Origin of the sequence: Shigella sp. FC1967, from assembly GCF_001743005.1 — a bacterium.
In the GTDB taxonomy this organism is placed as follows: Bacteria; Pseudomonadota; Gammaproteobacteria; order Enterobacterales; family Enterobacteriaceae; genus Proteus.
In genome coordinates, this window is sequence record NZ_MIIZ01001342.1 from 1 (window position 1) to 12,984 (window position 12,984).

A 12,984-nucleotide genomic window follows, 5' to 3' on the forward strand; every position below is an offset into this window, starting at 1 on the left:
TCCATTTTTTATAATTAAATATAATGTATCGACTCATTATATTTCCCTCGTTATTGGCCTTTCCAATTTTCTATATAGATATAATTAATGTATTTAACCTTTTGTTTATATTGATTTTATTTTTATTTGGATAAATGTCTGATAAGCTTCATGATTATTTCGGGGATCTAAAACAGGATTAAACAAAAAAATTTGAGAATAATCCATGAAATAAAAAACACCTCACTACTTAAATTAGTAAGTGAGGTGCTTGAAGAGTGACACAACAGGTTTTATATCAGTCTAAAATAATATGTGGATAGAAGCGTGAGAGATCTTGAGTGATAAGCTCTCTATCTTCTCGAATACAAATACCTGCTGATTGGTCGTTAACCAGCCAGCTACCAATTAATGTATAGCTATCACCAAATTTTGGCAGTGGATGGAAGTCCTGAACAATAAAACCTTCTTCGCCGTAAGGGCCATCTGCGACAGCAATATCTTTGCCATTTTCAACGATGCGAATATTTGCACCTTCGCGTGAAAACAGTGGTTTGATAACATAACGTGATAATGACTCAGGCGCTTTACCCTCATAAAAATAAGCCGGTAGCAGATTAGGGTGATTAGGGAACATTTCCCAAAGCATTGGCAATAATGCTTTATTTGAGATAATGCTCTTCCAAGAAGGTTCTAACCAACGAATACCCGCATCAGCCAATTTAGTTGAGAAGTCTTCACGGAACATAAATTCCCAAGGGTAAAGCTTAAACATATTGCTGATTATCTGATCTTTCAGATCCGTTAACTCACCACGCTCACCTAAACCCAGATCTTCAATAAAGACAAAGTCAGTCGTGACTTCTGCCTCTTCTGCACAATCTTGTAAATATTGGACTGTACCACGATCTTCTTCCGTATCTTGGCAACACGACATATGCAGATAACGCATTCCATATTGATCACGAAGCGCTGCAAAACGATCAATTAGCTTTTCTTGAATGCTATTAAATTGATCCGCATTTTGCGGTAAACGACCAGCATTGACTTGATCTTCAAGCCAGATCCATTGGAAAAAAGCAGATTCATATAGCGATGTTGGTGTATCTGCATTATTTTCTAACAGTTTTGCCGGACTTTTACCGTCATACGCTAAATCAAGACGTGAATAGAGAGAAGGTTGAGACGATTTCCATGAATCACGTACAAAATCCCAACAGTGACGAGGAATTTGAAAACGCGTCAGTAACTCTTCACTATTAGCCACTTTATCAGCGACTTGTAAGCACATCTGATGCAACTCTTCCGTCGTTTCTTCTAATGTTTCAACTTCTTCCATTGAGAATTGATAATAAGCATCTTCAGACCAATAAGGCTCGCCATACATTGTATGAAAGTTAAAGCCAAATTCAGTTGCTTTTTCACGCCAATCCGGGCGTTCAATGATATTTTCACGTTTCATGGTTTTAATTAACCACCTGAACGGTAAGAAGATGAACCGGTTGAGCTACGGTTATTATTTGTTGCACTGGTACGTTGAGCCGCAGCTTGTCTTGAAACCGTATTACCAAAGCCACCACGTGTTATTGTTGAGGTTGTTGATGGTTTGGGGGTCATGGCAGTTTTGGGGACGTTCATTTGGCGACCACCCACAGCAGGACCATAGTTACGACCTGTGGCATCCACAAATTTACCATTTGCAGGGCTTGTTGGATTACGGGAACTAAACAGAGGTTGTGCTGGTGCACTGCCCCCCATTAAGCGACCCATCATATAACCCGCCATTAATGGCATAAAAAAGCTACCACCAGAGTTAGCTTGAGCCACTTGTGAGCTGTCTGGGTTTAAATTATTGGCATTTTCAGTACTAACGGGTTGTCCGTCAATCGACGCTGTTTGTGTACATTGTGCATCACCAAATTCAGCAACACAGTCTTCTAATGTTGCGTATTTCGGGGCTGTACGTTGAGCTTCTTGCAATGCAGTGCGATAAGAGTCTTCACACTGTGCCGCTTGTGAAGGATTCGCTTGGGCACATTCTTGTGCATTCATATACAGTGAAACTGTCTCATCGCTCTCTTCACATCCTGAAAGCGCGAATACAGCAGTGATGGCGATTGCAACAGGCGCCAGACGATAAGGACGAAATGCTTTACGGAAAGCATCACGATTAATCGATTTGGTACGTTTCATTGGCATATTGATAAGATCCATAAAAAGGTAAAAACGTTCAAAAATAAAAGCTAGGATAGGTTAAATAGTCTAGAAAATAAATAAGAAACGCCTAATCATCAGGGATAACCAGAAAATTGTGATCTTTATAAGGTTAAGGGTGATGAAATTAGGTAAATCCTCTCTTTTTAACCTAATTGTAATTAAGGTATTTGTTAATACAAGAATATAGATATTGTTGAAATTTTAATTTAAGCCATAACACAATATGTTATGTGAAGAAGAAGCATAAAAAAAACCGCTTATCAGTTTATCGCTGAAAGCGGTTTTGTATAAGTGACTCGATCCTTAATTCACGATCAAGGTGCAACGTTAAGAGCAGGGCTTGTTAACGGGCGAATAATGCTATCTGGTGAAGTAGAAACTTCTGCACCCAGTGTATTATTTAACTGAATTAAATCATTTTCATTCAATGTGCCACGTGCGTATTCAATATTTAATTGGTTAATTAAATAGTCATAACGTGCGTTTGATAATTTCTGTTTAGCATCATAAAGCGTTGTGGTCGCATTTAATACGTCAACGATAGTACGAGTACCGACTTGATAACCCGCTTCTGTTGCATCTAAAGAGCTTTGAGCAGAAACAACCACTTGTTGATACGCTTTAATACTACTGATTGACGCAGAAATATTGTTATAAGAAGAACGCGCGATTTGGACAATAGAACGATAAACCGACTCTAATTGTTCGCTAGCGCTGGTAAAGTTATATTGTGCTTGTTCAACTTGTGAGCTTGTTCTGCCCCCTGTATATAAAGGAATACTGACAGACAGACCAATACTATTTTGACCGCTATAGCTGTTGCGACTATTACCCGCTGTTGCTGGCGGTAATGCGCTACCGTGATTATGGCTATTAGAAACACCCGTAGATGCATTTAAATCGACGGTTGGTAAGTGACCTGATTGCGCTAAACGAATATTCTCGCGTGCTAAATCTTGACCTAAGCGTGCGCTTAATAAACTTAAGTTGCGCGCTTCAGCATCTTTTAGCAGTTTTTCAATGGAGTCGGGTGGGGTTGTTGAAAAACGGCTGATGTTGAGTGATGCCAGATTAATGTAATAAATACCACTGACTTGGCGTAGTTTTTCTAATGCGTTATCTAATTGATTACGGCCAGCGACTTCTTGCGCCAGTACGCTATCATAATTAGCACGCGCATTTTGTACGTCAGTAATCGCTACTAAACCTACGTTAAAACGTTGAGTTGTTTGATCTAGCTGACGATAAACTTGTTCTTTTTGCGCTTCAATAAAGGATAATGAATCAATAGCGCGCAAAACATCAAAGTAAGCGGTCGCGGTGTCTAGGATCAGTTTTTGCTGACTTGTTTGATAAGTGACATCACTCATGCCCGCTGTTTTTTTCTTGCATGTTCAACTGGCGCCATAAAGACATATTAAACACACTTTGTGTTAGTTTTAAGCTAGCGCCAATAGAATTGGATTCAGTGTCTCTAGCGTCACGATAACCACTTTTGTAATCAGCAGATGCCCCCAATCCTAATTGAGGCAATAATGGACTGCGAGCTTCATTGATTTTTTCAAAAGCGCTGTTTCGTTCAGCTAATGACTTGCGTAACTCAGGGTTACTGTCCTTTGCTTTTTGATAAACTTGAAGCAGATCCTCAGCCTGACTTGCAGAGCTGAATCCTGCCAAACTCACCGTGACCAAAAGAGAGAGCAGTTTTTTCATTTTAATTCCTTGTTGCAACAGTTTCGCTGAGTTGCCTCTGTTAATCTTGATTGGGGATAATTCTAGCAGATTGTTTCCCTAAGTAGGGGTAGCCATTTGTGCCATATCCTTTTATTTTAGATTAACTTTACATGAATTGTTGGCAAATTTCTTTAAATCTGTATTAAACATAAGCAATAAAAAATACGCTTAAATATAACTTAAGGAACATTGTATGAAGAAAAGGGAAAATATACCATTTTTATACGGTCGTGATGATGTAAAACTGCTTGGTCAGCGAGATTTATACAAAGGCTTTTTCCGCATGACCGAATATCGCTTTAAGCATCGTCTTTTTGAAGGTGGGTGGAGCGAAGAAGTGAAACGTGAGGTTTTTGAACGTGGAAATGCCGGCGTTTTACTCGCTTATGATCCTAATCGTGATGAAGTCGTCTTAATTGAGCAAATTCGGATCCCCGCCTATGAAACCAGTGAGACACCTTGGTTACTTGAAGTGATTGCAGGCATGGTTGAGCAAGGTGAACGTCCTGATGAGGTTGTTAGACGAGAAGCCCAAGAAGAAGCGGGTGTTAAAGTGGGACGGTGCGAGCCTATTGTGAGTTACCTTTCAAGCCCTGGAGGAACGAGTGAAAGGATGCATGTATATGTGGGGGAAGTTGATGCAACAACAGCAAAAGGGATACATGGGTTAGAGAGCGAGAACGAAGATATTCGTGTCCATGTAGTGAGTCGGGAACAAGCTTATCAATGGGTTGAGGACGGCATTATTGATAATGCAGCCTCTGTTATTGCACTACAATGGTTACAACTTCACCATATATCATTAAGAAAGCGTTGGTCGATAAGTTAATGCGCTAATCTACCTTAAATAAGTGTTTTTAATGATATTATCAAGTAGAGTAACTATCTCTAAGTATACGATATCAAATGAATTAAATTGTAAAATGAAGTGAAAAAAACGTGATTGAAAGCGAGAATATTTCTCACTAATCTTTTGAAATGTGTATTGGTTGGCAGATCTTTACTACGAAAATACGTTAACATAACGGCTAATGAGAGTGAAACAAGGAAACCTTTTGGAAAGCCAGCTTGAATTATCGGTGAAACATAAACACACCGTAAGAATATTACAAATCACAGATACCCACCTCTTTGCTAATGTGGAAGATACTCTGCTGGGTATAAATACCTATCGTAGTTACCATGCAGTATTAAATGCGATTAGAGAGCAGGATCTTGATGTTGACTTGATTGTTGCGACAGGTGATTTAGTCCAAGATCAAACCTTTGAAGCTTATCAGCATTTTGCTGATGGCATTGCGACGCTAACACCACCTTGTGTTTGGTTGCCGGGTAATCATGACTATCAACCTGCGATGATTGATGCTTTAAATCAGGCAGGAATTTTGTCAGCTAAACAAGTGTTGATTGGTGATAATTGGCAAATGTTGTTATTAGATAGCCAAATTCAAGGCGTTCCTCATGGTGAGTTATCAGATTGTCAGTTAGATTGGCTAACACGCTGCCTCGAAAGTGAAAAGCACAGAGATACGATTATCTTGTTGCATCATCATCCTATGCCTTCAGGGTGTACATGGTTAGATCAACACAGTTTAAGGAATTCTCAAGAATTGGCTGAGCGTTTAAGAGACCATTCTCAAGTCAAAATGATGCTTTGCGGTCATATCCATCAAGAAATGGATGAAATGTGGAATGGTATTCGTTTGTTGGCGACGCCTTCTACGTGCATTCAGTTTCGCCCTCATTGTACAAATTTTACATTAGATACGGTTTCTCCGGGTTGGCGTTATTTAGAAATGTCACTTTTATCTGATGATAAGGGCGACATTGAAACACAAGTTTACCGTTTAGCAGGTACTGAATTTTGCCCTGATCTGGATGCGGATGGATATTAAGTGATGCCTCGTATTCTTTACTTACATGGCTTTAATAGCTCACCAAAATCAGCAAAGGCACAGGCTTTTCGCCAATGGCTTGAAGCAACATATCCTGAAATTGAATTGTTAGTACCTCAATTGCCACCTTATCCTCAAGAAGCCGCTCAGCTAATTGAAACGTTAGTTAAAGAGAGTGCTGATGAGAAACTTGGATTAATTGGCTCATCATTAGGTGGCTATTTATCTATTTGGCTATCTCAACGTTTTAATTTACCCGCTGTTGTTGTAAATCCTGCGATACGTCCTTTCGATCTTTTGCAAGATTTCTTGGGTGAGAATGAAAATCCTTATACACATCAAAAGTATAGGTTAGAACCTCACCATATGGATGAGTTACTTGCTTTGCGTATTCCCACTATCACATCACCCGAACTAATTTGGCTACTTCAACAAATTGGCGATGAAATACTTGATTATCGTCAAGCTGTCTCATATCTTGGCGCGTGTAGGCAAACAGTAGAATCGGGTGGAAACCACGCTTTTGTGGGTTTTGAACGTTTTTTTCCGAAAATTATTCAATTTTTAAAGATAATTTAGCCTTTCGGTCGATTAACCTGTAAAACGTAGGTTGATGTATCTACCCGAAAATTAATATCATATTGCCGCCAACACCTGTTATTATAAACAGTATTTTTCTAACAGCGAACCGCAGATTAAAACAATGACTCAATCAAGTTATAATGCAAAGGATATTGAGGTTCTTAATGGTCTAGAGCCTGTACGTCGCCGTCCAGGGATGTATACAGATACCACAAGACCGAACCATTTGGCACAGGAAGTGATAGATAATAGCGTGGACGAGGCGCTTGCGGGACACGCATCAAAGGTCGAAGTTATTTTATATGCAGACCAATCTATCGAAGTCATCGATAATGGGCGAGGAATGCCTGTCGATATTCACCCTGAACTTAACGTTTCTGCTATCGAGTTAATCCTTGCTCACCTCCACGCCGGAGGAAAATTCTCTAATAAAAATTATCAATTTTCTGGCGGGTTGCATGGTGTCGGGATCTCTGTTGTTAATGCCCTCTCAAAACGTATTGAAGTCACCGTTCGTCGTGAGGGTAAAGTTTACCAAATTGCCTTTGAAAATGGTGATAAGGTTGAAGAATTACATGAGATTGGTACCTGTGCAAAACGAGATACAGGAACGAGTGTACATTTTTGGCCTGATGGCGCTTATTTCGATGTTCCTCGTTTTTCTTCTAAAAGCTTATCTCACGTATTGAAAGCCAAAGCAGTACTCTGTCCAGGCGTTACTGTTTCTTTTATAGATAAAGTAAACAACACCCAAGAAAATTGGTGCTACGCTGATGGTTTAACCGATTATTTAAGTGAAGCTGTTGCTGAATTTGTTCGCCTTCCTGAAGAGCCTTTTACGGGCAAATTTGAGGGTGATAATGAAGCCGTTGAATGGTCTATGCTATGGCTACCTGAAGGTGGCGATCTACTCACTGAAAGCTATGTTAACTTAATTCCGACGGTTCAAGGTGGTACACACGTAAATGGTTTACGCCAAGGTGTGTTAGATGCAATGCGTGAATTTTGTGAATTCCGTAATTTACTACCAAGAGGTCTTAAATTAACCGCCGATGATACATGGGAGCGTTGTGCTTATGTATTATCCGTGAAAATGCAAGATCCCCAATTTGCAGGGCAAACTAAAGAGCGGCTCTCCTCAAGACAAACCAGTGCGTTTGTTGCAAATGCAGTAAAAAATGCTTTTAGCTTATGGCTAAATCAGAATGTTCAAGTCGGTGAATTACTTGCTGAAATGGCAATTAGTAGCGCTCAACGTCGTATGCGAGCCGCTAAAAAAGTAGTGAGAAAGAAACTCACTTCAGGGCCAGCATTACCAGGTAAATTGGCTGATTGTACTTCTCAAGATCTACGTTACACCGAACTGTTTTTAGTTGAAGGGGACTCTGCGGGCGGCTCGGCTAAACAAGCTCGAGATCGTGAATATCAAGCAATTATGCCTTTACGCGGTAAAATTCTAAATACATGGGAAGTCTCTTCTGATGAAGTTCTTGCTTCACAAGAAGTGCATGATATTTCCGTTGCTATTGGTATGGATCCTGATAGTGATGATTTAAGCCAACTGCGTTACGGTAAAATTTGTATTCTTGCGGATGCGGACTCAGATGGTTTACATATCGCCACCCTATTGTGTGCTTTATTTGTGCGCCATTTCCCTGCGCTTGTTAAGGAAGGGCACGTTTATATGGCGATGCCACCCCTTTACCGTATTGACTTAGGTAAAGAAGTTCATTATGCCCTTGATGAATCAGAAAAAAATGCCATTTTACAGCGTTTAAGTCGTAAAAAAGGAAAGCCTAACGTACAGCGCTTTAAAGGTTTGGGTGAGATGAACCCACTTCAACTGCGTGAAACAACACTTGATCCTAATACGCGTCGTTTAGTGCAATTGGTGATTGATGAAGAAAATTATCAAGAAACCCTAGGCGTGATGGATATGTTGTTAGCGAAGAAACGCTCTGAAGATCGCCGAAATTGGTTACAAGAGAAAGGCGATGAAGTTGACATCGAAGTGTAATGGATACCACAAGAGTCTGAGGAAAAAATTGAATGAGTGAATTGACTCATGATGGTGTAGAGCGCCAACCGCTCCACTTATTTACAGAAAATGCCTATCTCAACTATTCCATGTACGTCATTATGGATCGTGCATTACCTTTTATTGGAGATGGGTTAAAGCCCGTGCAACGTCGCATCGTTTATGCGATGTCGGAGCTGGGTTTAAGTAATAGCGCTAAATTTAAAAAGTCAGCCCGTACTGTGGGTGACGTGCTAGGTAAATATCATCCACATGGTGATAGTGCATGTTATGAAGCAATGGTACTGATGGCTCAGCCGTTCTCTTACCGTTATCCGTTAATTGATGGACAAGGTAACTGGGGGGCACCAGATGATCCAAAATCTTTTGCTGCAATGCGTTATACCGAATCACGTCTTTCTAAGTATTCACAAACATTATTGAGTGAATTAGGACACGGTACGGTAGATTGGATCCCTAACTTTGACGGCACGATGCAAGAGCCGAAAATGTTGCCTGCACGCTTACCTAATATCGTGCTTAATGGCACAACAGGTATTGCTGTGGGGATGGCAACAGACATTCCACCGCATAACGCGCGTGAAATAGGACAAGCTTTAGTGATGCTTTTAGATAATCCTGATGCCGGATTATCTGATGTGATGCAATATGTTCAAGGCCCTGATTATCCGACTGAAGCTGAAATTATTACCGCGCAAGACGATATCAAAAAGATTTATAAAACAGGGCGTGGCTCTATCAGAATGAGAGCGGTATGGCAGAAAGAAGAAGGGTGTGCGGTGATCACTGCATTGCCTCATCAAGTTTCTGGTGCCAAAGTACTTGAGCAAATCGCAGCATTGATGCGAGCGAAAAAACTGCCTTTAGTGGAAGATTTACGTGATGAATCTGATCATGAAAATCCGACTAGACTTGTTATTGTTCCTCGTAGTAATCGCGTCGATTTAGAACAAGTGATGTACTACTTGTTTGTGAATACTGATTTAGAAAAAAGTTATCGCGTTAACCTAAATATGATTGGGTTAGATAACCGTCCTGCTGTTAAAGGATTACTAACGATTTTAAATGAGTGGTTAGTGTACCGTCGCCAAACAGTAACAAACCGCTTAAATCATCGTTTAGAAAAAGTTTTACGTCGCTTAGAAATTCTTAAAGGTTTATTAATTGCTTATCTCAATATTGATGAAGTGATTGAAATTATTCGTCATGAAGATGAACCAAAAGCAGAATTAATGCGTCGTTTTGAGTTATCTGATATTCAAGCTGAAGCTATTTTAGAGTTACGTTTACGTCATTTAGCCAAACTTGAAGAGATGAAACTAAAAGGCGAAAGTGATGAGCTTCAAAAAGAACGCGACAGCATTGAGAAATTGCTAAGTTCACCTCGTCGTTTAAATACGTTACTGAAAAAAGAAATTGAAGCTGATGCAAAAGAATTTGGTGATGATCGTCGTTCACCTATTCGCCCTCAAGAAGAAGCGAAGGTCGTGAATGAGCAAGATATGTTGCCATCAGAGCCTGTCACTATTGTGCTTTCTGAAATGGGCTGGGTACGTAATGCAAAAGGACATGATATTGATCCTAGTGGCATGAGTTATCGTGCGGGTGATAGCTATCACAGTGCAGTCCGAGGCATGAGTAATCAACCAGTCCTGTTCCTTGATTCAACCGGAAGAAGTTACACCTTAAGCCCAAATGATATGCCATCAGGGCGTAGCCAAGGTGAGCCATTAACGGGTAAATTGACATTCCCACCAGAAGCCAGCGTGAAATACATGTTAGCGGGCAGTGCTGGACAAGAATATTTACTGGCAACAAAAGAAGGTTATGGCTCGGTTCTTTCTTACGATGAGATGGAAACGAAGAATAAGACAGGTAAAGGGCTATTAACCGTTCCTGAAGAGACTGAGTTATTAGCACCGTTCTTAGTTGATCCCCAAAAGAAAAATGAACACCACTGGTTTATTATCATCACTGACAAAACACGTATTTTAGCCATTTCAGCAGAACAACTGAATGAAATGAATAAAAAAGGGCGTGGTACACGTCTTGTTGCTTTAGGAAAAGAGCAAGGTGATGTGATTGAACAAATGCTGTTTGCACCTAAAGATGAAGCATTAATCTTTACTGTTGATGGTCAGCAAGAAGTGCTTAAAGCAGAAGAGATCAGTTATTTTAGCGGTAATGCGGGTGATGAACCTATTCCGTTAAAACATCTACATCCTGAAGCTGTTACCGTCATTATGTCTGAAAAAGGGCTTATTCGTTGCCAAAAAGGTCATCATATCGATGCTAAATCAGTGGGTTTCAAATCGGGTGATGATTATTTTGATGCCGTTGAAGGTATGAGTAATCAACCAGTACACCTCATTGATACCACGGGTCAAAGCTATACCGTTGATGTTGATGCATTACCTTCTGGTCGTAGCAAAGGCGATGCGCTAACTGAACGACTAAAAATTCAGAAAAATGCGCAATTACGTCATGTTGTTATGGGTGAAAGTACCGATAAGATCTTAATGGCATCTGATGCCGGTTATGGTTTTATCTGTCAGGTGGATGATCTAACGTCTAAAAATAAAGCAGGAAAATCACTACTGACTTTACCTGAAAATGCATTACCATTACCGCCACAACGCTTGAACAACGAGCTCACTGATCTCATTATGGTCATTACAAAAGGCGGTAGGATGCTGATTTTTGAAGCCGCAGAACTACCAACTATGGTAAAAGGAAAGGGAAACCAGATGGTTTCTATTCCTGCTTCACAAGCGGCAAGTGGTGAGGATAAAGTCGCTTGGTTACGAGTATTACCTGAAAATGCTTCTGTTACTCTGCATTTTGGTAAACGCAAAATGACAATGTCGATGAATGAATTAGTGAGCTTTAAAGCCAAACGTGGACGTCGCGGAACCTCTTTACCTCGCGGTGCTCAAGTTATCGATCATATTGATATTGAAACAAATTAAATCTAATACTTAATTGATATTGAGTGGGTCTGTTGACCCACTTCTATTTAGGACGCTAGAACTTATGTTAGCTATTATTCGAGGCATCATTGTCATTCTTTACACCATTATTGTGGTGACAGTTGGAATGATTTATTGCATGTTTTCACCAAGAAATCCTAAACATGTAATGACTTACGGACGTTTGTTCGGCAAATTATCGACGATTTTTGGTATCAAACTCGTTGAGCGTTTTCCTAAAGAAGCGAAAAGCTACGGCCCAAGTATTTATATCGGAAACCACCAAAACAATTTTGATATGGTGACAATGTCAAATGCGGTACAACCTAATACCGTCACAGTGGGTAAAAAAAGCTTAATTTTTATTCCTTTCTTTGGTCAGTTGTATTGGATAACCGGTAATATTTTGATTGATAGAGCAAACCGCTCTAAAGCGCATGGCACTATTTCACAAGTTGCTGAGCAAATTAAATCGAAGAAGATTTCTGTTTGGATGTTCCCAGAAGGCACTCGTAGCCGTGGTCGTGGCTTATTACCGTTTAAAACAGGGGCGTTCCATGCTGCCATTCAAGCAGGTGTGCCGATTATTCCTGTGTGTGTTTCCACAACGCAGGGCAAAATTAAGCTAAACCGTTGGAATAATGGTTATGTTATTGTTGAAATGTTGCCTCCAATTGATGTTTCAAAATATACCAAAGATCAAGTTCGAGAATTAGCAGAAGATTGTCGTCAAATTATGAAAGCGAAAATCGAAGAGCTAGATAAAGAAGTTGAAGAAATGAATAAACGTGATTTTCCCGGTAAATTAAATTAAGACTGATTTATTTTCTTTTAGCGAAAAAAGCCATTCACCCAAGCCCGTCAAACTCACTGCGTTCGTCTGACCACCCCCTTTTTTCGCCCTGTATTTGGTCGCTCAAAAATGTGGTGGTCAGACGCTTCGCTTGACGGGGGGCTTTGCCCCCAAAACGAAACACGTTCACTGGGGTTCACTTGCCATCGCTGGGGCGTGTCATTTCGTTTCGGCTCCCCCTGTTTTTCCCTTTCTTCGCTGGACGCTCATCAGGAGAAAAACAAAAAGCCTACCGCCCTCGTTTTACTCGGTTGGTCAAATTGCTTCTTGCCACAAAACAAGTTTGTGTCTTTCAGCGATTTCGCATCGTTTTACTTGTCAGTTTGCATGATGTTAAAAACGCACTCAGAAGCTCGCAAAACCGTTCTAAACTTTCAGCGTAGATTTAGGTGTTTGATAGGGTAATCGTGTCTTAAAATCGTTTTGAGGGGCTTTAATGTGGATGAACGGGCGGTTTTCGCTAACTAACTCGCCCGTTTAACATAAAAGGGATTATTTGAAGGGGGTAGATTTCCAACGTGCTTCTAAATTTTCTAATAATTCAAAAGTGATATCTTGAACAAAATTTTTCATGGTGGGATGAAAACTCGCTATTAAAGCGACTTTTTGATTTGAGCAGGTCATTTCTTTTAATGTAAATACTTCTGTTTTTCCTAAAAAAAAAACTTTTTAAAATATACCTCTCAGGCGTTCGCTTAATTGGATTACCTATATGTT

Annotated in this window: 8 protein-coding genes and 2 pseudogenes; 7 read left to right on the forward strand and 3 right to left on the reverse strand. The window is 40.1% G+C overall.

Translation table 11 applies throughout. The annotated features are described in order from the left end of the window. Window positions 1–277: 277 nt before the first annotated feature. The 3 genes and pseudogenes from BHE89_RS21800 to tolC all read right to left on the reverse strand — a co-directional run bounded on the left by BHE89_RS21800 (window position 278) and on the right by tolC (window position 3,909). On the reverse strand, window positions 278–1,441 hold the full coding sequence (locus BHE89_RS21800; protein WP_069369639.1) for a glutathionylspermidine synthase family protein: 1,164 nt from the start codon (window positions 1,439–1,441) through the stop codon (window positions 278–280). 8 nt (window positions 1,442–1,449) lie between these two features. Beyond that, the gene (locus BHE89_RS21805; protein ID WP_069369638.1) at window positions 1,450–2,178 is read right to left on the reverse strand and encodes a DUF1190 family protein; all 729 of its coding nucleotides are present in this window, start codon (window positions 2,176–2,178) and stop codon (window positions 1,450–1,452) included. 332 nt (window positions 2,179–2,510) lie between these two features. Further along, a pseudogene (gene tolC, locus BHE89_RS21810) lies at window positions 2,511–3,909 on the reverse strand (outer membrane channel protein TolC). 214 nt (window positions 3,910–4,123) lie between these two features. Between tolC and nudF the strand changes: the two are divergent. The 7 genes and pseudogenes from nudF to BHE89_RS21840 all read left to right on the forward strand — a co-directional run bounded on the left by nudF (window position 4,124) and on the right by BHE89_RS21840 (window position 12,228). Next, the gene (nudF, locus tag BHE89_RS21815) at window positions 4,124–4,759 is read left to right on the forward strand and encodes an ADP-ribose diphosphatase (RefSeq protein WP_069369636.1); all 636 of its coding nucleotides are present in this window, start codon (window positions 4,124–4,126) and stop codon (window positions 4,757–4,759) included. 226 nt (window positions 4,760–4,985) lie between these two features. Next, a complete protein-coding gene (gene cpdA / locus BHE89_RS21820) occupies window positions 4,986–5,825 on the forward strand; it encodes a 3',5'-cyclic-AMP phosphodiesterase (RefSeq protein WP_069369635.1) in 840 nt (279 codons plus the stop codon). Between the two features lie 3 nt (window positions 5,826–5,828). Next, window positions 5,829–6,404: an esterase YqiA gene (yqiA, locus tag BHE89_RS21825; protein WP_069369799.1), complete on the forward strand. Its 576-nt coding sequence runs from the start codon at window positions 5,829–5,831 to the stop codon at window positions 6,402–6,404. A gap of 124 nt (window positions 6,405–6,528) precedes the next feature. Next, window positions 6,529–8,424, forward strand: coding sequence for a DNA topoisomerase IV subunit B (gene parE, locus BHE89_RS21830; protein WP_069369634.1), 1,896 nt, complete (start codon window positions 6,529–6,531; stop codon window positions 8,422–8,424). Between the two features lie 32 nt (window positions 8,425–8,456). After that, window positions 8,457–10,637, forward strand: a pseudogene (gene parC, locus BHE89_RS21835) (DNA topoisomerase IV subunit A); the annotation flags it as partial. Between the two features lie 327 nt (window positions 10,638–10,964). Continuing rightward, complete coding sequence (locus BHE89_RS27565) at window positions 10,965–11,414, forward strand: DNA gyrase C-terminal beta-propeller domain-containing protein (protein WP_260663829.1); 450 nt, start codon at window positions 10,965–10,967, stop codon at window positions 11,412–11,414. A 64-nt stretch (window positions 11,415–11,478) separates the two neighbouring features. After that, a complete protein-coding gene (locus BHE89_RS21840; RefSeq protein ID WP_069369632.1) occupies window positions 11,479–12,228 on the forward strand; it encodes a 1-acylglycerol-3-phosphate O-acyltransferase in 750 nt (249 codons plus the stop codon). The last annotated feature ends 756 nt before the right edge of the window (window positions 12,229–12,984 follow it).

Bases quoted from the DNA above. Each gene is read 5' to 3' on its own strand.
- yqiA (WP_069369799.1), top strand. From the start codon at position 5,829: ATGCCTCGTATTCTTTACTTACATGGCTTTAATAGCTCACCAAAATCA.
- BHE89_RS27565 (WP_260663829.1), top strand. From the start codon at position 10,965: ATGGCATCTGATGCCGGTTATGGTTTTATCTGTCAGGTGGATGATCTA.
- BHE89_RS21805 (WP_069369638.1), bottom strand. From the start codon at position 2,178: ATGCCAATGAAACGTACCAAATCGATTAATCGTGATGCTTTCCGTAAA.
- nudF (WP_069369636.1), top strand. From the start codon at position 4,124: ATGAAGAAAAGGGAAAATATACCATTTTTATACGGTCGTGATGATGTA.
- parE (WP_069369634.1), top strand. From the start codon at position 6,529: ATGACTCAATCAAGTTATAATGCAAAGGATATTGAGGTTCTTAATGGT.
- BHE89_RS21800 (WP_069369639.1), bottom strand. From the start codon at position 1,441: ATGAAACGTGAAAATATCATTGAACGCCCGGATTGGCGTGAAAAAGCA.
- BHE89_RS21840 (WP_069369632.1), top strand. From the start codon at position 11,479: ATGTTAGCTATTATTCGAGGCATCATTGTCATTCTTTACACCATTATT.